Source organism: Krasilnikovia sp. MM14-A1259, assembly GCF_047159535.1.
In the GTDB taxonomy this organism is placed as follows: domain Bacteria; phylum Actinomycetota; class Actinomycetes; order Mycobacteriales; family Micromonosporaceae; genus Actinoplanes.
The window spans coordinates 6,762,622-6,781,951 of sequence record NZ_BAAGAJ010000002.1; the positions used below are offsets into that span (position 1 = coordinate 6,762,622).

At 70.8% G+C, this 19,330-nt stretch carries 17 protein-coding genes and 1 tRNA gene; 7 read left to right on the forward strand and 11 right to left on the reverse strand.

Annotation, left to right across the window (positions count from 1 at the left end):
• Positions 1–70 precede the first annotated feature (70 nt).
• Positions 71–1,279 carry a PucR family transcriptional regulator gene (locus ACMCNK_RS30805; protein ID WP_412741040.1) on the reverse strand — a complete coding sequence of 403 codons (1,209 nt, stop codon included), beginning with the start codon at positions 1,277–1,279 and terminating at the stop codon, positions 71–73.
• A gap of 280 nt (positions 1,280–1,559) precedes the next feature.
• On the opposite strand from ACMCNK_RS30805, the gene ACMCNK_RS30810 reads away from it, so the two are divergent.
• Together ACMCNK_RS30810 and ACMCNK_RS30815 are read left to right on the forward strand one after the other, a co-directional pair.
• Entirely contained in the window at positions 1,560–1,790 is a 231-nt protein-coding gene (locus ACMCNK_RS30810) for a hypothetical protein (RefSeq protein ID WP_412739842.1), read from the forward strand.
• 84 nt (positions 1,791–1,874) lie between these two features.
• Complete coding sequence (locus ACMCNK_RS30815; RefSeq protein ID WP_412739843.1) at positions 1,875–2,438, forward strand: TetR/AcrR family transcriptional regulator; 564 nt, start codon at positions 1,875–1,877, stop codon at positions 2,436–2,438.
• 7 nt (positions 2,439–2,445) lie between these two features.
• Here the strand turns inward: ACMCNK_RS30815 and ACMCNK_RS30820 are convergent, their stop codons facing one another.
• The 7 genes from ACMCNK_RS30820 to ACMCNK_RS30850 form a co-directional block, all read right to left on the reverse strand.
• Positions 2,446–3,147, reverse strand: a complete 702-nt coding sequence (locus tag ACMCNK_RS30820) for a hypothetical protein (protein ID WP_412739844.1) — start codon at positions 3,145–3,147, stop codon at positions 2,446–2,448.
• Between the two features lie 503 nt (positions 3,148–3,650).
• Complete coding sequence (gene gltX / locus ACMCNK_RS30825) at positions 3,651–5,063, reverse strand: glutamate--tRNA ligase (RefSeq protein ID WP_412739845.1); 1,413 nt, start codon at positions 5,061–5,063, stop codon at positions 3,651–3,653.
• Between the two features lie 13 nt (positions 5,064–5,076).
• The gene (locus ACMCNK_RS30830; protein WP_412739846.1) at positions 5,077–6,336 is read right to left on the reverse strand and encodes an MFS transporter; all 1,260 of its coding nucleotides are present in this window, start codon (positions 6,334–6,336) and stop codon (positions 5,077–5,079) included.
• 71 nt (positions 6,337–6,407) lie between these two features.
• Positions 6,408–7,205, reverse strand: coding sequence for a DUF6585 family protein (locus ACMCNK_RS30835; protein WP_412739847.1), 798 nt, complete (start codon positions 7,203–7,205; stop codon positions 6,408–6,410).
• A gap of 141 nt (positions 7,206–7,346) precedes the next feature.
• On the reverse strand, positions 7,347–10,085 hold the full coding sequence (gene aceE / locus ACMCNK_RS30840; RefSeq protein ID WP_412739848.1) for a pyruvate dehydrogenase (acetyl-transferring), homodimeric type: 2,739 nt from the start codon (positions 10,083–10,085) through the stop codon (positions 7,347–7,349).
• 146 nt (positions 10,086–10,231) lie between these two features.
• Entirely contained in the window at positions 10,232–10,636 is a 405-nt protein-coding gene (locus ACMCNK_RS30845; protein WP_412739849.1) for a YjbQ family protein, read from the reverse strand.
• 38 nt (positions 10,637–10,674) lie between these two features.
• Entirely contained in the window at positions 10,675–11,772 is a 1,098-nt protein-coding gene (locus ACMCNK_RS30850; RefSeq protein WP_412739850.1) for a metallophosphoesterase family protein, read from the reverse strand.
• A 212-nt stretch (positions 11,773–11,984) separates the two neighbouring features.
• On the opposite strand from ACMCNK_RS30850, the gene ACMCNK_RS30855 reads away from it, so the two are divergent.
• The 4 genes from ACMCNK_RS30855 to ACMCNK_RS30870 all read left to right on the forward strand — a co-directional run bounded on the left by ACMCNK_RS30855 (position 11,985) and on the right by ACMCNK_RS30870 (position 15,549).
• A complete protein-coding gene (locus ACMCNK_RS30855) occupies positions 11,985–14,417 on the forward strand; it encodes a transketolase C-terminal domain-containing protein (RefSeq protein ID WP_412739851.1) in 2,433 nt (810 codons plus the stop codon).
• 116 nt (positions 14,418–14,533) lie between these two features.
• Positions 14,534–14,968: a DUF3052 domain-containing protein gene (locus tag ACMCNK_RS30860; protein ID WP_412739852.1), complete on the forward strand. Its 435-nt coding sequence runs from the start codon at positions 14,534–14,536 to the stop codon at positions 14,966–14,968.
• 5 nt (positions 14,969–14,973) lie between these two features.
• Positions 14,974–15,453 carry a peroxiredoxin gene (locus tag ACMCNK_RS30865; protein WP_412739853.1) on the forward strand — a complete coding sequence of 160 codons (480 nt, stop codon included), beginning with the start codon at positions 14,974–14,976 and terminating at the stop codon, positions 15,451–15,453.
• A 24-nt stretch (positions 15,454–15,477) separates the two neighbouring features.
• Positions 15,478–15,549: transfer RNA gene (locus tag ACMCNK_RS30870), tRNA-Val, on the forward strand.
• A gap of 64 nt (positions 15,550–15,613) precedes the next feature.
• Here ACMCNK_RS30870 and ACMCNK_RS30875 read toward each other — a convergent pair.
• Positions 15,614–15,934 carry a tyrosine-type recombinase/integrase gene (locus ACMCNK_RS30875; protein ID WP_412739854.1) on the reverse strand — a complete coding sequence of 107 codons (321 nt, stop codon included), beginning with the start codon at positions 15,932–15,934 and terminating at the stop codon, positions 15,614–15,616.
• A gap of 462 nt (positions 15,935–16,396) precedes the next feature.
• Here ACMCNK_RS30875 and ACMCNK_RS30880 point away from each other — a divergent pair, with 462 nt between their 5' ends.
• Positions 16,397–16,894, forward strand: coding sequence for a hypothetical protein (locus tag ACMCNK_RS30880; RefSeq protein WP_412739855.1), 498 nt, complete (start codon positions 16,397–16,399; stop codon positions 16,892–16,894).
• Between the two features lie 393 nt (positions 16,895–17,287).
• Here the strand turns inward: ACMCNK_RS30880 and ACMCNK_RS30885 are convergent, their stop codons facing one another.
• Entirely contained in the window at positions 17,288–18,034 is a 747-nt protein-coding gene (locus ACMCNK_RS30885; RefSeq protein WP_412739856.1) for a hypothetical protein, read from the reverse strand.
• 532 nt (positions 18,035–18,566) lie between these two features.
• Positions 18,567–19,112: an RICIN domain-containing protein gene (locus ACMCNK_RS30890; protein ID WP_412739857.1), complete on the reverse strand. Its 546-nt coding sequence runs from the start codon at positions 19,110–19,112 to the stop codon at positions 18,567–18,569.
• Positions 19,113–19,330 lie beyond the last annotated feature (218 nt).

Below are 19,330 nucleotides of genomic sequence, written 5' to 3' on the forward strand. Positions count from 1 at the left end.
GAAACCGTACTACGAGCGTTGTGGTATTCCTACAAACCGCTGGTTGATACGCGAGTTTTGCCCTGGTTTGTCAGCTCGCGGGGTCGAGCCGGCCGATCGCGAGCGCCATCCGCAGCGCGAACGCGTCCCGCCCGTCCAGCGGGGACAACCCGGTCACCTCGGCCACCCGCTTGAGCCGGTAACGCACCGTGTTCGGGTGCACGTACAGCTCGCGGGCCGCGCTCTCCAGCACCGCACCCGCGGAGAAGAACGCGTCCAGTGTCTCCAGCAGGCCCCCGCCCGCCCGCAGGACCGCCCCGTACGCGTCGTGCCGCAGCGCCCGCCGCGCCTCCAGATCCCCGGCCAGCGCCCGCTCGGGAAGCAGGGCGTCCGCGCTCACCGGCACCGGAGCGCCCGGCCACGCCGGGACGGCCCGGAACCCGGCCAGCGCGGCCCGCGCCGACTCGGTGGCCTGATCCAGCGACGGTACGGCCGGCCCGACCACGATCGGCCCCTCGCCGAAGCTCGCGGCGAGCTGCCCCGCGGTCGCGACCGGATCCAGCACCCCGCCCATGACCACCACGAGCCGGTCGCCGTGCACCCCGCCGATCACCTCGATCCGGGCCCGGCGCGCCGCCCGGTAGACGGTGTGCAGCACCGCGGTGATGTCCCCGCCGGGGGAGCGGCCCACCACGACCGCGACCGGTGGGGCGTCCGCCCAGCCCAGCGCTGCCGCCCGGCTGGCCAGTACGTCCGGGGAGTCGCCGCGCAGCAGCGCGTCCACCAGCAGGGCCTGCAGGCGGGCGTCCCACGCGCCCCGCGACTCGGCGGCGCGGGCGTACACCCGGGCGGCGGAGAAGGCGATCTCCCGGGAGAACTTGAGGATCGCGGTGGTCAGCGCCTCCTCCTCGCCGGCGGCGGCGAGGTCGCGTACCTGGGACTCGGCCACGTCGATCGTGACCTTGATCAGCTGGACGGTCTGGGTCAGCGTGATCGACCGGGCGAGCGCCCGCGGCGCCGCGGCGAACACCTCGTCGGAGATCTCCTGCGGGCTGCTCGCCGCGGCCCCGCCCGAGCGCAGCCACTCGACCAGCGAGCGCACCCCCGCCTGGGCCACGAGCATGACCCACGACCGCTGGTCCGCGGGCAGCGCCCGGAACCACGGGAGGGTCTCGTCCATCCGGGTGACGCTGGCGGTGGCCAGCGCGCCGGCCTGCCGTTCGATGCGGCGCAGTGTGGCGGCGAGCGGCGGCTTGTCCGCCCCCGCCCCCGGCGTCACCGTCTGTGCCACGCGGTCCAGCGTGTCACGCCCGGGCGCGGCGCCCGGAGCGGGCACCGGGATTTTTCGTTGCGGCGTCGAAGGCGAAAATTTTTTCCGGCCATGTGCCCCGGCTTGGGGTCGGGTGTCCGAAATCGCGGTGCGCCCCGGCTGCAACTTCGGTCGGTGACCTGGCAGGGTTTCGCCTAGCATTGCCGGCCACGGCGCAGCTGAAGGTAATGCCGGGCCCGTCGGTGCCGATGAAACGTCGAGCACCACGGCACACGAGCGGGTGTGCCGGGACGACAGCGAGGGGGGCGAGATGACGGATCAGCCGGGCATTCCGATGCGCGCGGACGACGATGCTCTCCCCGCCGACGAGGCACAGCCACCGGTGGCCGCGTCCGCTGCCGACGAGCCGGTCGGCGACGTCCCGCACCGTGGCGCCTGCCGCACCACTCTGCACGGCTGGGCCGGAGCGCACCTGCACGGCGCGGTCCGCCCGCGCCGCCGCGCGACCGGCCGCGGCCGCCCACCGGGCCGGTGGTGCTGAGCGCCTCACCCACTCGGGTGGTTGGTGAGGCGGGACCGGGCGCGTCCGGCGCCCTGCGGGCACTCGCCCGGACACCGTGACGAGGTGGACGACAAACGGCGGCTCATCCTCGATCAGGCCTTGGCACTCGTGGACGAGCAGGGGCTGGGAGCGATGTCGATGCGGGCCGTCGCGGAACGCGTCGGGCTCACCTCGATGGCGTTGTATCCGTACGTCGGGGGCAAGGACGCCCTACTCGACGGGCTTGTCGACCTTCTGCACGACGAGCTCGGGACCGCGTACGGGTCGGAACTCTCCGAGATCGACTGGCGCGACCGGCTGCGTGCCCTGGGCCGGGCGGTGCGGAGCCTGTCCCGTAAGCATCCCGCCGCGTACCCGCTGCTGCTGAACCGGCCCGCGGCCGGAGCCTCCGCAGCCTGGCTGACCGCGGCGTTGCGCGGCACCCTGCACGATGCGCACGTGCCCGCCCCGGCCGTGCCGCGGCTGACCCGGATGATCTGCGCGTTCCTGCTGGGCTACACCACCGGTGAGGTCACCGGCGGGCTGCCCCCGGGTGACGACGAGGCGCAGGCGGATGCGGTCGCGGAATTCGACGCCGACCTGGAGGACCTGGTCCGGCTCGTGGAGGTGGCCGCCCAGCAGCGGTGAGCCGGTGTCAGACCTTGCGGCGGATCAGGTACGCGATGCTGCCGACCCCGATGAGGATCACCACCAGCACCGCGCCGTTGACCATCATGAGCCGGCGCATCTGGGTCAGGAACGCGTTGACGCCGGCCACCGGGTCCAGCTCGTCGACCTCCACGTCCTCGCCCATGCCGCCGCCGATGCCGCCGCTGAGCACGTCCGGCTTGGCCTCCAGCGGCACCCCGCTGACGCGCAGCGACTCCGACATGCTCAGCCGCCCGTAGAACCAGCCGTCCGAGCTGCGGCCCTCCGGCTGGCGGCCGGGCCGGTGTGCGCGCGGCCCGCCCTTGGCCAGCGGGAACAGCTCGTACACCTGGGCCGGGTCGTCCTTGACCATGACGGTGACCGTGTACTTGGGGCCGAGGCGCCCCGCCGGCGGGGCGACGGTCTGTGCCTGCGCGGTGGCGAGCCAGCTCACCTCGCTCAGCATCCGGTCGAAGATCTGGGGGTGGGCGGCGTCGACGACCAGCTTGCCCTCGAACTCCTGGCCGGTGATCTCCAGAGAGGTCGGCTTGTCCGGCGCCTTGGGCCCCGCGAGCGGGCCGGCTGCGGTGAGCGACCGGGCGGCTGCGGGCAGTGCAAATGCGGTATGGTCCGATGCGGCATGGGCCGGTACGGGCGCGAGTCCGAAAGCGAGCACGCCGGCAGCCGCCGCCGCTCCGGTCGCTGACATGAGCCGTGCAAACGCCCCTCGTACCATCGTCCGGCCTCCCCGCCCCGTGGACATGGCTTCGTGTAGAGCTGGTCGCGCCACGGCGGACAGGTGGATCCGGCGTCGGCACGGCGTGGTACTGCCAGCCTTTCCCGGACGGCGGTCGGCAGGCATCTGCCGAATGGCCGAATGGTTGCTATCAGGGAACGGCTGAGCGGCGACGACAGCCGTTGATCAGCGGCCGAATAGTACCCACAGATCGCAAGTTGGTGGGGCGTGGTCACCCGTCTAGCTGACCGTCATGCTCGCGCGACTGTCCGCTATGGAAATCGGATCACTGGTGCAAATCTGGCGTGCCCTCGCCCGGCGCAAATCACCGCAGCTCACCGTGAAACGCACATGGCGGCCAACGTTTCAGGCCCGTTTCGGCCGCCGAAACGGCCTCGATGTGGCGGGTGATACACGTCAATGTGGCGCAGCGAACACCGGGGCGCCGCACACCGGTGCGGCCGGTGCCTGTGCGGTCACGCCGCCAGGCGGGTGCGGGCCGCGGCGAGCCGGGCCAGGGTGCGCTCGCGACCCAGCGCCTCCAGCGACTCGAACAGCGGCAGGCCCACGGTGCGCCCGGTCACCGCGACGCGGATCGGCGCCTGGGTCTTGCCCAGCTTGAGCCCGCGCTGCTCGCCGACGCTCTCCAGCGCGGCCTTCAGCGGCTCCGCCGTCCAGCTGTCCAGCGCGCCGAACGCCTGCGCGGCGGCGTCGAGGATGTCGGCCGCCCCCTCCTTCATGGCCTTCGCCCAGGACGCGTCATCGACCGGCGGCTCGTCGAGGAAGAGGAAGTCGACGTACTCGACGATCTCGCCGAGCACCGCGATGCGGGTCTGCGCGAGCGGGGCCACTGCGGCGAACACGGCCGGGTCGAACGCCTCGGGCCGCCACGGCGGCGCGGGGATCGTCTGCGTGCCGTACAGCCAGGGGCCGCAGGCGGCGGCGAAGTCCTGCGCGGACAGCGCCCGGATGTACTCGCCGTTGAACGCCCGCAGCTTCTTGACGTCGAAGAACGCGGGGGAGTGGTTGACGTCCTCCAGCCGGAACTCCTGCTCGATGACGGACCACGGCACGATCTCCCGGTCGCCCGAGGGTGCCCAGCCGAGCAGCATCAGGTAGTTGCGCATCGCGTCCGCGAGGTAGCCCTCGTCCCGGTACGCCTCCAGCGCCACCTTGTCGCGGCGCTTGGACAGCTTCTGCCGCTTCTCGTTGACGATGACCGGCACGTGCGCCCACACCGGCGGCTTGACCCCCAGCGCCTCCCAGAGCAACTGCTGCTTCGGGGTGTTGGGCAGGTGCTCCTCGGCGCGCACCACGTGGGTGATGCCCATGGTCATGTCGTCCACGACGTTGGCGAGCAGGAACACCGCCGAGCCGTCGCTGCGCGCGATGACGAAGTCCTCGATCAGCTTGTTCTCGAACGTCGGCTCGCCCCGGACCAGGTCGACCACCACGGTCTCGCCCTCGTCCGGCGTACGGAAGCGCAGCGCACGCCCCTCGCCCGGGCCGAGGCCCCGGTCGCGGCAGAAGCCGTCGTAGCCGGTGTGCTTGTTGCCGGTGCGGGCGACCGCGTCGTCGCGGGTGCAGTCGCAGTAGTACGCCTTGCCCTCGGCGAGCAGGCGGGCCGCCGCCGCGGAGTGCTCGGCCGCGTACGACGACTGGAAGAGCGGGCCCTCGTACGCGCCCTGGGCGATGCCGATCCACTCCAGCGCGGTCAGGATGCCCTCGGTCCACTGCGGATGGTTGCGGGCGGCGTCGGTGTCCTCGATCCGCAGCACGAACACGCCGCCGGACTGCTGAGCGACGATCCAGTTCTGCAGGGCGGAGCGGGCGCTCCCGACATGGAACATTCCGGTCGGAGACGGGGCGAAGCGTACGCGTACTGTCACGCGCTCAGCCTACCTAGGCGACCGAACGGATTTTCACCACCATCACAGACCCGAGCAGGGTGACCGCGGCGGTCACCGCGTACAGGGTGGGGTAGCCACCGAGGTGGGTGACCAGCGGGGCGGCCAGCGCCGGGCCGAGCACCTGCGGCGCCGCCGTCGCGATGTTGATCACCCCGAGGTCCTTGGCCCGGTCCGTGGCGGCCGGCAGCACCTGGGTGATCAGCGCGGTGTCCACCGCCAGGTACACCCCGTAGCCGGCGCCCAGCAGCACCGACCCGGCCAGCGCCGCGCCCCAGGTGGGCCGGATCGCCAGCAGCAGCGCGGCGACCGCGATCACCGCCCCGGACCAGACCACGAACGGCTTGCGCCGTCCCAGGCGGTCGGACAGCCGCCCGCCGACCACCGCGGTGGCGACCATTCCCAGCGTGTACAGCAGGATCATGATCAGCAGGCCGGTCTCGGGGTCGGCCAGGCGGACCCGGTCGGTGAGGAAGTACAGCAGGTACAACGTGCCCAGCGCGTTGCCGAGCTGTACCAGGAAGCGGGTGCCCCACGCCCACATGAAGTCCGGGTGGTCACGGAACACCGCCCACCACGGCGGGGTACGTTGCCGCGCCGGAGCCTCGTGGTGGGCGGGCAGCGGGTCGTCCGGGGTCAGCAGTGCGAACGGCACCGCCAGCAGCACCACCAGCACGGTCATCGCCAGGTAGCCGCTGGCCACGCCGGTCACCAGGGCGGTGCACAGCACCGCACCCAGCACCAGCCCCAGCGCCTGCGGCATGCCGACCCAGCCGGACACCAGGCCGCGCTGATGGATCGGCACCCGATCGGGTACGGCCGCGGACAGGCTGGCCAGCATCACGTTCAGGCCGACCTGGGCGCCCGCCCAGCCCGCCGCGACGCCGGCGACCGTGTCCTGCTGTGCCAGCAGCACCAGCGACACCGCGGAGACGGCCGTCCCGCCGAGCGTCCAGACGTGCCGCCGCCCGTACGCCCGGCCGCCCAGGCGCAGCCGGGTCCGGTCGGACAGTGCACCGGCGAGCGGGTTGACCACGATGGCCACCAGCGCCCCGACGCCGGTGACCCACCCGAGCGCCGCCTCCTTGCCGGTCACGCCGAGCGCGGTGATCTGCTCGGGCAGCAGGATCTGGACCGGGGTGAAGAAGGCCATCCACAGGCCCAGGTTCGCGGCGAACAGCAGCCCGATCCACGAGCGCCGGACCGGTGCGACCGGCTCGGCGAACGCCGCCGGCGCGCCCTGGGTGACGCTCATGGCCCCTCCCCGAGAACGCGAAAGTTGCTCGGAGATTAGTGGATGCCGAGGGGCCCGGGAAGGGCCCGCGATCAGCCGCCCAGGCGCAGCTCGCCCCGGCGGCCCAGATTGACGATCGCGACGAGCAGTCGTGCGTTGGCAATCTTCTCGTACGACCAGCCGAAACCGCCCTCGGCCGCATCGATCACCAGGCATCCGTTCTTCATCGACACGTCCGTGATCTGCGCCCAGATCGCCTGGCCGTCGGGGCACGACACCCCGTCCGCGCGGGCCCGGATGGCGCCGAACTCCAGCTCCCGGCCGGCCGACAGTGCCTCCAGCGCGGGCCCGAGCTTCGCGCGAGCCACCCCGGTCTCCAGCCCCTCGGCGAGCACGGTGACCTCGGTGTAGCCGCCGTCGAAGATGAGTTCCGGCGCCCCTGCCCGGTGCACCGTGTAGCGGTAGTCGGTGCGGTAGCGGTTCTGCGTCGCCTGCCACACGCGCTCGACGTTGATGAACAGCTCCTGCACGTCGGCGAACGGCACCATGTCCACCTTCCCCGGCGTGGCCAGGGCGAACCCGTGCTCGAACAGCACCAGCGCGGACCGCTGCTTGGGCATGATCAGCATGATGGTGATCGACCCCCCGATCAGCAGCGCGCCGATCAGCGCGCCCGGAACCCCGACCGAGGAACCGATGAGGAGGCCGCCGAACAGTCCCACCGCGATCAGCACGATCGACCCGAGGATCAGGCCCGCGTACAGAAGAAGGAATTTGCCAGTGGCGATGCCGGCCCGGTAGTGGGTCCGGGTCTGCTGCCCGAGCCGCCCGGCCGCGGCCCGCTCGGCCGCCGCAGCGAGCTCCGGCGCCGCCACTCCGGCGTTGGCCATCCCGATCTTCTGCTCTTGGTTGGTCTCTGATGTGTCCGCTTGCATTCCGGCTCCCCGTGTCGGTAAGCGGCAGACCCTAACAGCAGGCCAGGATGCGCGGGGGCCCGCCGCGAAGCGACGGGCCCCCGGGCCGGATACGGGTCAGCTGTCCCCGCCGGTCTCCCCGACCGGTGCCGCGTTGACGTCGTCGATCGCGTACTTCTTGGCAGCCTCCGCCGGGACGTGCGGCGGCACCTCACCGCGTAGCGCGAGCTGTCGCAGCGTCGCCACCGTGATCGACTCCGCGTCCACGTGGAAGTGGCGGCGCAGCGCGTGCCGGGTGTCGCTCATGCCGAAGCCGTCCGTGCCCAGCGACGTCCAGTCGTTGGGCACCCACCGCGACACCAGGTCCGGTACGGCCCGCATCCAGTCGCTGACCGCCACCGCCGGGCCGCGCGAGCCCTCCAGCTTGCGCGCGATGTACGGCTTGCGCGGCTCGTCACCCGGGTGCATGAGGTTGTGCTCCTCGGTCTCCACGGCGTCGCGGCGCAGCTCCGTCCACGACGTCACCGACCACACGTCCGCGCCCACGTTCCAGTCCTGGGCCAGCAGCTGCTGCGCCTTCAGCGCCCACTGCATGCCCGTGCCGGAGGCGAGCAGCTGCGCGCCCGGGCCGCCGGTCTGCGGCGCCGCCGCATACCGGTAGATGCCCTTGAGCACGCCCTCGACGTCCACCCCGTCCGGCTCGGCCGGCTGCACGATCGGCTCGTTGTAGACCGTCAGGTAGTAGAAGACGTTCTCCTGCTTCTCGCCGTACATGCGGTGCAGGCCGTTCTCCACGATGTGCGCGATCTCGTACGCGAACGCCGGGTCGTACGCCACCACGGCCGGGTTCGTCGCCGCGATCAGCATCGAGTGCCCGTCCTCGTGCTGCAGGCCCTCGCCGTTGAGCGTGGTCCGCCCCGCGGTCGCGCCCAGCAGGAAGCCACGGGCCATCTGGTCGGCCGCCGCCCACAACTCGTCCGCGGTGCGCTGGAAGCCGAACATCGAGTAGAAGATGTACAGCGGGATCATCGGCTCGCCGTGCGTGGCGTACGCCGTGCCCGCCGCGGTGAAGCTGGCGCACGAACCGGCCTCGTTGATCCCCTCGTGCAGGATCTGGCCGTTGGTGGCCTCCTTGTAGGACAGGAACAGCTCCCGGTCCACCGACGTGTACGTCTGGCCGTGCGGCGAGTAGATCTTCCGCGTCGGGAACAACGAGTCCATGCCGAACGTACGCGCCTCGTCCGGGATGATCGGCACCCAGCGGGCCCCGAACTCCTTGTCCTTCATGATGTCCTTGAGCAGGCGGACGAACGCCATCGTGGTGGCGACCTTCTGCTTGCCCGAGCCCCGCTTCACGTCGCCGAACTTCTCCGTGGCCGGGATCGCCAGCGGGATCGACGTGGTCCGCCGCGACGGCAGGTAGCCGCCCAGCTCCTGGCGCCGCTCCTGCAGGTACTGCACCTCCTCGGACTTCTCGCCCGGGTGGAAGTACGGCGGCAGGTACGGGTTCTCCTCGAGCTGCTTGTCGCTGATCTCCAGGTGCAGCGTGTCCCGGAAGTGCTTCAGGTCGTCCAGGGTCAGCTTCTTCATCTGGTGCGTGGCGTTGCGCGCCTCGAAGTGCGAACCCAGCGTCCAGCCCTTGATGGTCTTGGCCAGGATCACGGTCGGCTGTCCGGTGTGGTTCACCGCCGCCTGGTACGCCGCGTACAGCTTGCGGTAGTCGTGGCCGCCGCGCTTGAGACCCCAGATCTCGTCGTCGCTCATGGCCTCGACCATCTTGCGGGTGCGCGGGTCACGGCCGAAGAAGTGCTCACGTACGTACGCGCCGGACTCGCCCTTGTAGGTCTGGTAGTCGCCGTCCGGGGTGACGTTCATGAGGTTGACCAGTGCACCGTCGCCGTCCGCGGCGAGCAGCGGGTCCCACTCCCGGCCCCAGATGACCTTGATGACGTTCCAGCCGGCGCCGCGGAAGAACGACTCCAGCTCCTGGATGACCTTGCCGTTGCCGCGTACCGGGCCGTCGAGGCGCTGCAGGTTGCAGTTGATGACGAACGTGAGGTTGTCCAGCTCCTCGCGGGCGGCCAGGCCGATCGCGCCGAGCGACTCCACCTCGTCCATCTCGCCGTCACCCAGGTACGCCCACACCCGCTGGTCGCTGGTGTCCTTGATCCCGCGGTTGTGCAGGTACCGGTTGAACCGGGCCTGGTAGATCGCGTTCAGTGGGCCCAGGCCCATGCTGACCGTGGGGAACTCCCAGAAGTTCGGCATCAGCCGCGGGTGCGGGTACGACGGCAGGCCGCCACCGGGGTGCGACAGCTCCTGGCGGAACCCGTCGAGCTGGTCGGTGCTGAGCCGGCCCTCCAGGAACGCCCGGGCGTACATGCCCGGCGAGGCGTGCCCCTGGAAGAAGATGTGGTCGCCGCCGCCGGGGTGGTCCTTGCCGCGGAAGAAGTGGTTCATGCCGACCTCGTAGAGGCTGGCGCTCGACGCGTACGTCGAGATGTGGCCGCCCACACCGATCTCCGGGCGCTGCGCCCGGTGCACCAGCATCGCGGCGTTCCACCGCACGAAGCGGCGGATCCGGCGCTCCAGGCTCTCGTCACCGGGGAACCACGGCTCCGCCTCCGGCGGGATCGTGTTGATGTAGTCGGTGGCGGTCAGCGGCGGGACGCCGACGTGCCGCTCCCGGGCGCGCTCCAGCAGGCGCAGCATGACGTACCGGGCTCGTTTGGCCCCGCGGTCGTCGATGACTCCGTCGAGCGACTCCACCCACTCCGAGGTTTCCTCGGGGTCGATGTCCGGGAGCTGGCTCGGCAGGCCATCGCTGATCACCGGACGCTTGCGCTCCGTGGCCACAGGCATTCCTCTGGGTTCGTGTCGGACCGCGGGCCCCTCGGGTCCGGGCGCGCGGGAATGTCTCCATCCTGCCCCCTGGCGGTGGCTGGCGTCACGCCTACCGGCCCCGTACGCGACGCTCGACACACGTACTGACCAGTAACTTCTTATCCTTCGAGGAACGAGAAGCGGACCTGCCGGCTCGGGTTGTCGCCGTTCGGGTCGACGAGGCAGATCGACTGCCACGTACCCAGCATGATCCGTCCGCCGATCACGGGCAGTGTCGCGTACGGTGCGATCCACGCGGGTAGCACGTGGTCACGGCCGTGCCCGGCCGAGCCGTGCCGGTGCCGCCACCGGTCGTCGGCCGGCAGCAGCTCGCCGATCGCGGTCAGCAGGTCCTCGTCGGATCCGGCCCCGGTCTCGATGATCGCCACCCCGGCGGTCGCATGCGGCACGAACACGTGCAGCAGCCCGTCGCCGCGGCCCTCGGCGAAGTTCTCCGCCTCCCGGGTGATGTCGTGGACGGTGGGCCGGTCGCCGGTCCGGACGGTGATCACCTCGGTACGCACCCGCCGAGTCTGTCACGCCGCCCCGGCACGGTCAGCGGTCAGTGACACGTCCCGCCGCCCGAATCGGTGAAGTGCGACCCCGGCACGGCCAGGAACTGCCACCGGTACGCGCCCGCCGACAGCGTCAGCTTCAGCACCCCGAACGTCCGGTCGTTGCGTACCTGGCTGTGCGCCGCCCGCCGCCCGAACGTGTGCAGCGGCGCCCCGCCGGTGCCGACCACGAACGCCCGGATACCGCGCGCCGGGTCCGAGCGCCCGTCGGCGTCCTGCGGCGCGAACCGCTCGTACGTGTGGTTGTGCCCGGCCAGCAGCAGCTCGGCGCCCGCCGCGTAGAGCGTGCGCACCAACGGGCGGGTGGCCGTGTCCGGCGGGTGGCGGGCGACCGACGTGAACAGCGGATGGTGGACGATCGCCACGGTGCACCGCGCGCCCGAGGCCGCCAGATCCGCCCGCAGCCAGCGCTGCTGCGGCGACCCGGTACGGCACCCGCCGGCCACCGCGCCGCAGTTCGTGTTGAGCACCACGACGTGCCAGCCGCCCACGTTGTACGAGTAGTAGCCGCGGCCACGCGGTCCCGCCGCCCGGCCGAAGTAGGCGAAGTACGGCGCGGCCCCCGCGACGTGATACTCGTGATTGCCCGGTGCGGGCCGGGTGCGGCCGCGGAACCGGCCCCAGCCCGGCCCGTAGCACCGCTGGAAATCCGCCGCCGTGCCGTCGGGATAGGCGTTGTCGCCCAGGGTGAACACGGTGCCCGGCTGCGCCGCCACGAGCGCGGCCGTCCGGTCGTCCGCCGATCCCTCGCAGGTGGCGATGTCGCCGGCGCCGATCAGGACGGCGCTGCCGGCCGCGGCGGCGCCCGGCGGCGCTGCGGCCGCGTTTCCCTGTGCCTGCCCGGCCGAGCCGCCCGCCGACGGCACCGGGCCCGCTGTCCCGGCGGGTGCCGTGCCCGCCCCCGATGGCGCCTTGCCCACCCCGGACTGCGCTGCGCCCGTCCCGGACGGGCTCGCCGGACTGCCGGCCGATGTGGCGTGCGGCCCGGCATCCCGCGGAGCTCCGCCCGAGCAGCCGGTTGCCGCGGTCAGCAATGCGATCACGGCCACGACACCGGCCCGTTCGAGCCCCGGCCTGCCCCCCATTGCCGCTCCCCGCTCGCTGTCTCACGTGTACAGGTCGAGGACCAGGAACGTCAGTGCCACCGCGGCGAACCAGACCGCCCCCAGCGCCAGTCGCACCACAAGCGACCGCAAGATCATGTATCGAGTACAGCACCGGCCGAGGGGCCGCCGCAGCGCTTCGGGGAAGTTGTCAAGGCGTACTTCTGACATGGCACCCCTCGCGCGGGTCGGCAATGCTGGGTCGCGTGACCACCCCGCAGAACCTCGACGAGCGGTTCCGCGACGCGGTGTCGGCGCTGCCGTCCCCGTCCTCGCGCCGTACGCCCGACGAGCCGGTCCGCGACGGCGCCGCCATCTCCGGCGCGCGGGCCCGCATGCTGTTCGACGCCCAGCTCACCAGTCGCCACCTCGACCTCGCCGCCCGATGGTTGCGCAGCTTCCACGAGGGTTTCCAAGCGGTCGGCTCCGCCGGCCACGAGGGCAGCGCCGCCCTGGCCGCCGCCGTGCGCGCCGACGATCCGGTCCTGCTGCACGACCAAGGCGCGGCGTTCACCTGCGCCCGTGCCGCCGCGGCGGCCCCGGCGACGGTCCCGATCACCCTCGCCGGGGCCGGCCCAGGTCAGGACGCCGCGACCCCGGCCGCCGACACCGCATCCGGGACCGCCGACCCGCTGGTCGACACCGCCCGGGACGTGCTGCGTGGCGTGGTCGCGTCCGCGAGCGAACCCACCTCCGGCGGCCGGTACACGATCTTCGGCCGTACCGATCTGCACGTCGTCCCCACCGCCCCGACGGCCGCCGCGCACGTTCTCCGCGCGGTCGGCCTCGCGTTCGGGCTCACCCGTACGGGTGAACTGGGCGGGGGCGTGCACCACCGGTGGCCCGTGGACGCGATCGTGATCGCCTCCCTGTCCGCCGCAACGATCGACCACCTGGCGGCGGTCACCGCGCTCAACACCGCCGGGCGCTACGACCACGCCGGACAGCGGCTTCCGCTGCTGCTGGTCTGCGAGGACGACACCGGCGCGGGCGCCACGTCCACCGGGTGGGCCGCCGACGTGCTGCGTTCCCGGCCCGGCCTGCGATACACGGCCGCGGACGGATGCGACCTGGTCGCCACGTACGAGGCCGCCGCGGAGGCCGCCACCTGGGTCCGGGAGCACCGCCGCCCCGCCGTGCTGCACCTGTCGATGGTGCCGCTCCTGCGCCCCGCCGGGGCGGACTCCGGCGCCGCGGCCCGCGCCGGGATGGCCGGCATCCCGGCCGCCCGCGCCGCCGCCACGATCCCCGCCGCCCTGACCGGCTCGATCGCCATCCCCGCCGCCCGCACGCCCGCGGATCACGCCACGGATCTCGCCCGGGACCCCCTGGTCGGCACCGCCCGGCTGCTCGTCGACGCCGGGCTGGCCACCCCGGGCGAAATCATCGCCCGCTACGACGAGGTGGGCTGGCAGGTCCGCAAGGTCGCCGAGGAGGTCCTGGGCGAACCGAAGCTCACCACGGCCGTCGAGGTCATGGCCCCGGTCGCCCCCCGCCGGCCCGTCCGCGTCGCCCGTACGGTCGCCGAAGCCGCACGGGTCTGCGGGGCCGCCGACCGGTCGGCCGCCTTCGGTGGCCGGCCGCCCGAGCAGGCTGGGCCGCTGACCCTGGCGCAGACGATGACCGCCGCGCTCACCGACGCCCTGCTCGCCGCGTCGAACGGGGTCGTGTACGGCACCGCCGTGACGGCCCGCGGCACCGGCGCGGGCATCACCGCGCCACTGCGCGAACGGTTCGGCCCGGAACGCGTCTTCGACATCCTCGGCGACGAGACCTCCGTCCTCGGCCTCGGGTTCGGTCTCGCCCTGGCCGGGCTGCTGCCCATCCCGCAGATCCGGCACCTGACGGCCCTGCACCACGCCGCGGCCCAGATGCGCGGCGAGGCGGCCACGCTGCCGTTCCTGAGCGCCGCCGGGCTGCCCACACCGATGGTGGTGCGGGTCGCCGGGCTCGCCCGCCCGCAGGCGGCCGACGACCAGGCCCCCGACGACCACTCCGTCGCCACCCTGCGCGACGTGCCCGGGCTGATCGTGGCCGTACCGGCCCGCCCCGACGACGCCGCACCCATGCTGCGCTCCTGCCTGGCCGCCGCCACGGCCGACGGCTCCGTCTGCGTCTTCCTGGAGCCCGCGGCGCAGTACCACGCGCGGGACCTCTACCAGCCGGGCGACGACCAGTGGGTGTCGGCGTACGCGCCCCCGGACGAGTGGGCCGCCGGACACGTCCCGATCGGCCGCGCCCGGACGTACATGATCGGTTCCGGGGAAGACCTGACCATCATCACGTTCGGCAACGGCGTACCCATGTCCCTGCGGGTCGCGGCGCGCCTGGCCGGGCAGGGCCACGGGTCCCGGGTGGTCGACCTGCGCTGGCTCAATCCGCTGCCCGCCGCCGACCTGACCAGGGAGGCCGCGGCCACCGGCCGGGTGCTGATCGTGGACGAGACCCGCCGCACCGGCGGTGTGGGCGAGGGCATCCTGGCGACGCTGGTGGACGGCGGATACGTGGGCGCCGCCCGCCGGATCGCCGCCGCCGACACCTTCATTCCGCTCGGACCGGCGGCGCAACACGTCCTGATCGGGGAAGATGCCATCACACAGGGTGCCCACGCCCTGCTGGCGCGGTAAATTGCCTCACACTCGGTGCGCCACTTGCGCCCGGGCCAGCAAGTGTGTGGACTACCCCCAAACAAGGTCGGCGCCCGTGGCCGACCACACAGCAAGAGGTGAGGAGGCATTCGACAGTGAGCGCGACCGCTGGTCAGGCCGCCGACGGCGTACGTAGCCTGGCGGACCGCTTCGGCCTGGAGCCGAACATGGTGGTCATGGAGATGGGCTACGACGAGGACGTCGACCAGGATCTCCGTGAGGCCCTGACCGAACGCGTGGGAGAGTTGGTCGACGAGGACACCGACGAGGTGGTCGACGCGGTGCTGCTCTGGTACCGCGACGGCGACGGTGACCTGTTCGAGCTGCTCACCGACGCCCTCGGCCCCCTCGCCGACAACGGCGTCGTATGGCTGCTGACCCCCAAGGCGGGCCGCGACGGCCACGTCGAGCCCAGCGAGATCAGCGAGTCCGCGCCCACCGCGGGCCTGCAACAGACCTCCACGGTCAACGCCGGCAAGGACTGGACCGCCCACCGGCTGGTCTCGCCCCGGGGCGCGAAGAAGAAATAGCCGCGATGCCTGTCGACATCGGCGCGCCGGCGCCCGACTTCGCCCTCAGGGACCAGAACAACCAGGAGATCACGCTCGGCGACTTCCGGGGCCGCAAGGCGGTCCTGCTGGTCTTCTACCCGCTCGCGTTCACCGGCACCTGCCAGGGCGAGCTGGGCGAGATCCAGGCGCACCTGCCCGCGTACGCCAACGACGCCGTCCAGGTGCTTACCGTGAGTGTCGACTCGCCGTACAGCCACAAGGTGTGGGCCGAGCGGGAAGGCTGGGACTTCCCGCTGCTCGCCGACTTCTGGCCGCACGGGGCGGTCGCCCGCGCGTACGGGGTCCTCGACGAGACCCGCGGCCACGCCGAGCGGGCCACGTTCTTGATCGACGCGGCCGGGGTGGTGCGCCTCGCCGAGGTGGGCGCGCCCGGCCAGGCGCGCGACCAGCGGATCTGGCGGCAGGCCATCGCGGACCTTGAGGCGGACATCAGGGTACGATGACGGCTCCGGTTCGCCGTGCGAAGCGGGCGCGTAGCTCAGTGGGAGAGCACTCGCCTTACAAGCGAGGGGTCGTTGGTTCGAAACCAACCGTGCCCACCGTTCCGACCAGCAGCGGAGCAATCCGCAAGATCCATCGGGCGGCTGTTGACAGCAACGAGGTTCAGGACAGCCGCCCATCCAACTTGCCGAGCGTCTGACGCATCGCGTCCGGGTTGGCGTGCGAGTAGATCTTCAACGTGATCTTCACGTCGGCGTGCCGTGCGATCGCCTGGACGACGTGCGGCGGTACGCCCAGCTCCATGAGCATCGATACGACGGTGTGGCGGAAGTCGTGCAGCCGGATGCCGGGGAGCCCGGCCGTTGTCCGGAGGCGGGCGAAGTGCCGGTTCGGGTTGCGCGGTTCCATCGGGGTGCCTAGCTCGGACGGGAAGACCACAGCACAAGCACTTGTTGCGGAACCCGTCGAGGAACGTCCGTACATGTTGGACCTGAAGTCCGTAATGCGGCCCGAAACGGGCCGCCAACGCCGCCGCCCAGGGCGTCATGGGCCGCCGGCCGGGAGATCGCCGGCGGCCCATGCCAACGCCCGTCGGCTGGCGTGGGAAGCAGGTCCGGGCCGCGGCGAGCTGCCGCGTCAGGCCGTCGGGCGGGCTGCGGTCGTCGGAGCCATGCGCGGCGGCGCGCATTGTGTCCGGGCCGCCCCTCCAAGCTCAAGGGCGCTTCGCGTCGCGCGCGCCGGCCTGGCGGCCGCCCGTTTCAGCGTCGCGCGTCACCGCACCCGTCACCGACTCTCGACGCCAGTTGGCCGCGCGTGAGGACGTTATTGACGCCGAGGGGGCGAGTCGAATCCGCTGTACGTCGGTCCGGACAGCGGCGGCGATATCCGATCAACACCACGCCGACGGGTGGGCGATCCAGGCTTGGCCCTGGCACCATGCGCTGCATGGAGATTCTGCCTGGTGAAGGTGTAGCGATGGCGAAGGTCGGGGAGGCCCGCGACGTAGTTGAGAGTCGGCTGGGGCCGCCCCTCCACCCTGGCCGGGCGAGCCGCGCGGTGTATGCGACAAGCCCGTTGCTGGTGCTGACCTACACGGATGACGAGCTGGTCGAGTTGGTCGAGATCAAGTACTCCGGTGACGGCGCGGAAGAGGTGTTCTTCGACGGCGTCCAGCTGACGTTTCGGTTCATGGACGACGTGGTGGCCGATCTGGCGGCGAAAGGCTACCGATACGAGCCCGTTGATATCGGCTACCGTTTCGAGCCTGGCTTCGCGATCTTCTCCATGGGCTCGCGCTGGGCGGGGGATCTGGATCCGGACGCGTCCGAGGACGATCCCCGTCAGGTTTGCGAGGGTGTTTCGGTCGCCACCTACGACTACCTCGCAGATCCGACCGAGGAAGAGATCGAGGCGTACATCCGTGACCAGGAAGCCAAAAAGTAACAAGGCGACAGCCCCGAAGCCGCAGAAGTCCGCCGCATCATCCGGGAAGCAAATGAACGCTTGCCCGGAGAGCGGGAGACGCGCGCGTGAGCTACCGCCAGACAGCGCCATGCGGCTTGATGGAGGGAGGGCCGATCGAGACCGAGTGGTGGCCGGGTGACCAACCGAGTGAGAACCGAGAAGAACAACGCCGGAGATCCCGGCACCAGTCTCGCTGAGGTTCGGCACAGCTAAATCCCACTGATCTCGATGCTCGCGAGTTTGGCCGCCCCCTCGGCTGGGACGGGGTACGCCTGCCGTTGGCCGGCGCACCGCGCATACACGGTGACGGGCGCCGGAGGCGGGACGTGCCCTTGTCCGCGGCAAATCCGGACGTCCGGTGCCGGGATCCGATCAGGCCGACGGGGAACCTGTTGTGTTCGTCGCCCGCCAGATCGGCCAGTTCTGGGGCCAGGTGTCCGGCCACTCGCCGGTAACGGCGTCCTGGGCGGTGCCGGAAAGGTCGAGCACGCTTCGGGTAAGTCGTTCGGCCACGTCGGCTATGTCGGCCGATCTCGGCGGTAACCAGTCATCGAAGCGCCCGTCGATGGCGTTCGCGACCAACGTCCCAGCCTGTTCCGCCGGAACGCCGGTGGCGGTGAGAAACCATTTGAGAACCGTGCGGCACGAGCCAGGCCAATAGTCGTCGTCAATGACCCATGCGATGGCGGTCCGCATCAGGGCTATGGTGGCAGACTCCCAGGTGGCGGCGAGATCGGCCGGTCCGGCGACTGCAGCCCGCTCGAGCAAGGGTAGGAACTCGTCGAATCGCTCGGCGATCCTCTCCAACCACCGCCGCCAGGTTCGCAGCGAGTCGGCGGCGAACGCCGGCGCGTCGGCCGGCGGGGGAAAGCGAGTGACCCAGTTGTACGGCCCGCGACCCTCGGGCGACCAATACCAGAAGTAGGCCCATGGCCCGTAACGACCGGACAAGCCGATGCTGACCGCCTCGCGCCATTGCTGGAACTCGGACTGCCCAGGCCCGGGCAGCCCCGTTGGCATTGATGCCGCAACGTCGCTCGGGTCGAACGGGTACAGCGCCGGGTCGACCTCCGTCCAGGAGCTCAGAGTCGGCCGCAATCCGGGTCGGTACCCCACCATGGATGGGCATCATGCCAAGAGACCACTCCGACGTCGACCCGATATCCAGAGACGCCTGTGCAGGGCAATACACCCGAGTCGCTTCATGACCGTCTGCACGAAGTGCAAAGGGGCTCCTGACAGCAACCCCGACAGCAACCGGGAAAGCGAGGGGTCGTTGGTTCGAAACCAACAGTGCCCACCGTTCCGACCAGCACCGGAACGGGCCACCGATCTCTCGGTGGCCCGTCCGGTCTCAATTAGACCCCGGGTTCGGGTTGAAAGCGTCGCAACTTCCGCCTCGCCGGGGTCTTCCGATCGATCAAGCCGCCGCGCCGCTGTCGACAACGCTCATGGGCACGACAGCACGGGGCAGCCGACAAGCGTTAACCGCTCCAGGGGCCGGGGGCCGGTCCACGAAACGGTCCTTCGATCTCCGCGCACTCTGCCAGCGGGATGTCGTCGCCGTCACTGCCTTTGACGTCGGCCGGTGCGCTGGTCGCTAGCAACGGCGGACTGTCGACGCCGGTCCAGTCGGAGGCGGGCATTTCGCTCAGGCGGCCGGCTTCCGCCAGGCGAACCTTTGGTTGGGGTTGGTGACCTCGCAAGGTCTCTGGTGCAAGGGCTTCCCCACGGACTGGTTTGACTCCATGCATCCATTGGTGAAACGGTTCAGAAATTGGTGGTAGTCGAGTTTTCCCTCTTTGTAGTGGATGTCGTTGTTCAGGTCCCAGAACTCACTCTTGGCGCAGGTATGCTGGACAATCTCGGCGTTGGGATTTCTGGAGTTGTCTTTGACCTGGATGCATTTCCCGCTGTTGATGTTGATAACTTCCCAGTTGTCGATGCCAATAAAATGGGTGAAGCGCCACCGTTGATTCGGAGAATTCGGCCGACAGGTGGCCAACTGGATCGGCGCATTGTCGGACTTGGAGCTGTCGCGAACCTCGACGCAACGAATCTTGGCGGCATTCGACCTCAGGTCCAAGTCGAAGGCGATTTGCCATTCGCCCGTCACTGGCGGGGGATCCGTGCTGGCGGCAGCGGGGCTACTGCCAGCGAAGGCGGCCAGAGGGACTGCGGCGAGTACGGCCGCCATGACAGTGGAGAGACGTCTACCGATTCGCAATGCAAAATCCCCTCGTGAATTATGGATCGAGGGCAACATACACAAACCCGTGTCACCGCCACGTATGGGTATTGTCATGATCATGTAATTCATAGGCTGGACGAATTTGCCTCAGAAATGCATCGCCACGCAATGAAGCGCAGAGATATCCGATTCATCTTGAAGCCATACGTGATCTATATCTGCAT

Bases quoted from the DNA above. Each gene is read 5' to 3' on its own strand.
- ACMCNK_RS30810 (WP_412739842.1), top strand. From the start codon at position 1,560: ATGACGGATCAGCCGGGCATTCCGATGCGCGCGGACGACGATGCTCTC.
- ACMCNK_RS30865 (WP_412739853.1), top strand. From the start codon at position 14,974: ATGCCTGTCGACATCGGCGCGCCGGCGCCCGACTTCGCCCTCAGGGAC.
- ACMCNK_RS30855 (WP_412739851.1), top strand. From the start codon at position 11,985: ATGCTGGGTCGCGTGACCACCCCGCAGAACCTCGACGAGCGGTTCCGC.
- ACMCNK_RS30850 (WP_412739850.1), bottom strand. From the start codon at position 11,772: ATGGGGGGCAGGCCGGGGCTCGAACGGGCCGGTGTCGTGGCCGTGATC.
- ACMCNK_RS30880 (WP_412739855.1), top strand. From the start codon at position 16,397: ATGGAGATTCTGCCTGGTGAAGGTGTAGCGATGGCGAAGGTCGGGGAG.
- ACMCNK_RS30885 (WP_412739856.1), bottom strand. From the start codon at position 18,034: ATGGTGGGGTACCGACCCGGATTGCGGCCGACTCTGAGCTCCTGGACG.
- ACMCNK_RS30820 (WP_412739844.1), bottom strand. From the start codon at position 3,147: ATGTCAGCGACCGGAGCGGCGGCGGCTGCCGGCGTGCTCGCTTTCGGA.
- ACMCNK_RS30835 (WP_412739847.1), bottom strand. From the start codon at position 7,205: ATGGCCAACGCCGGAGTGGCGGCGCCGGAGCTCGCTGCGGCGGCCGAG.
- ACMCNK_RS30830 (WP_412739846.1), bottom strand. From the start codon at position 6,336: ATGAGCGTCACCCAGGGCGCGCCGGCGGCGTTCGCCGAGCCGGTCGCA.
- ACMCNK_RS30890 (WP_412739857.1), bottom strand. From the start codon at position 19,112: ATGGCGGCCGTACTCGCCGCAGTCCCTCTGGCCGCCTTCGCTGGCAGT.
- ACMCNK_RS30875 (WP_412739854.1), bottom strand. From the start codon at position 15,934: ATGTACGGACGTTCCTCGACGGGTTCCGCAACAAGTGCTTGTGCTGTG.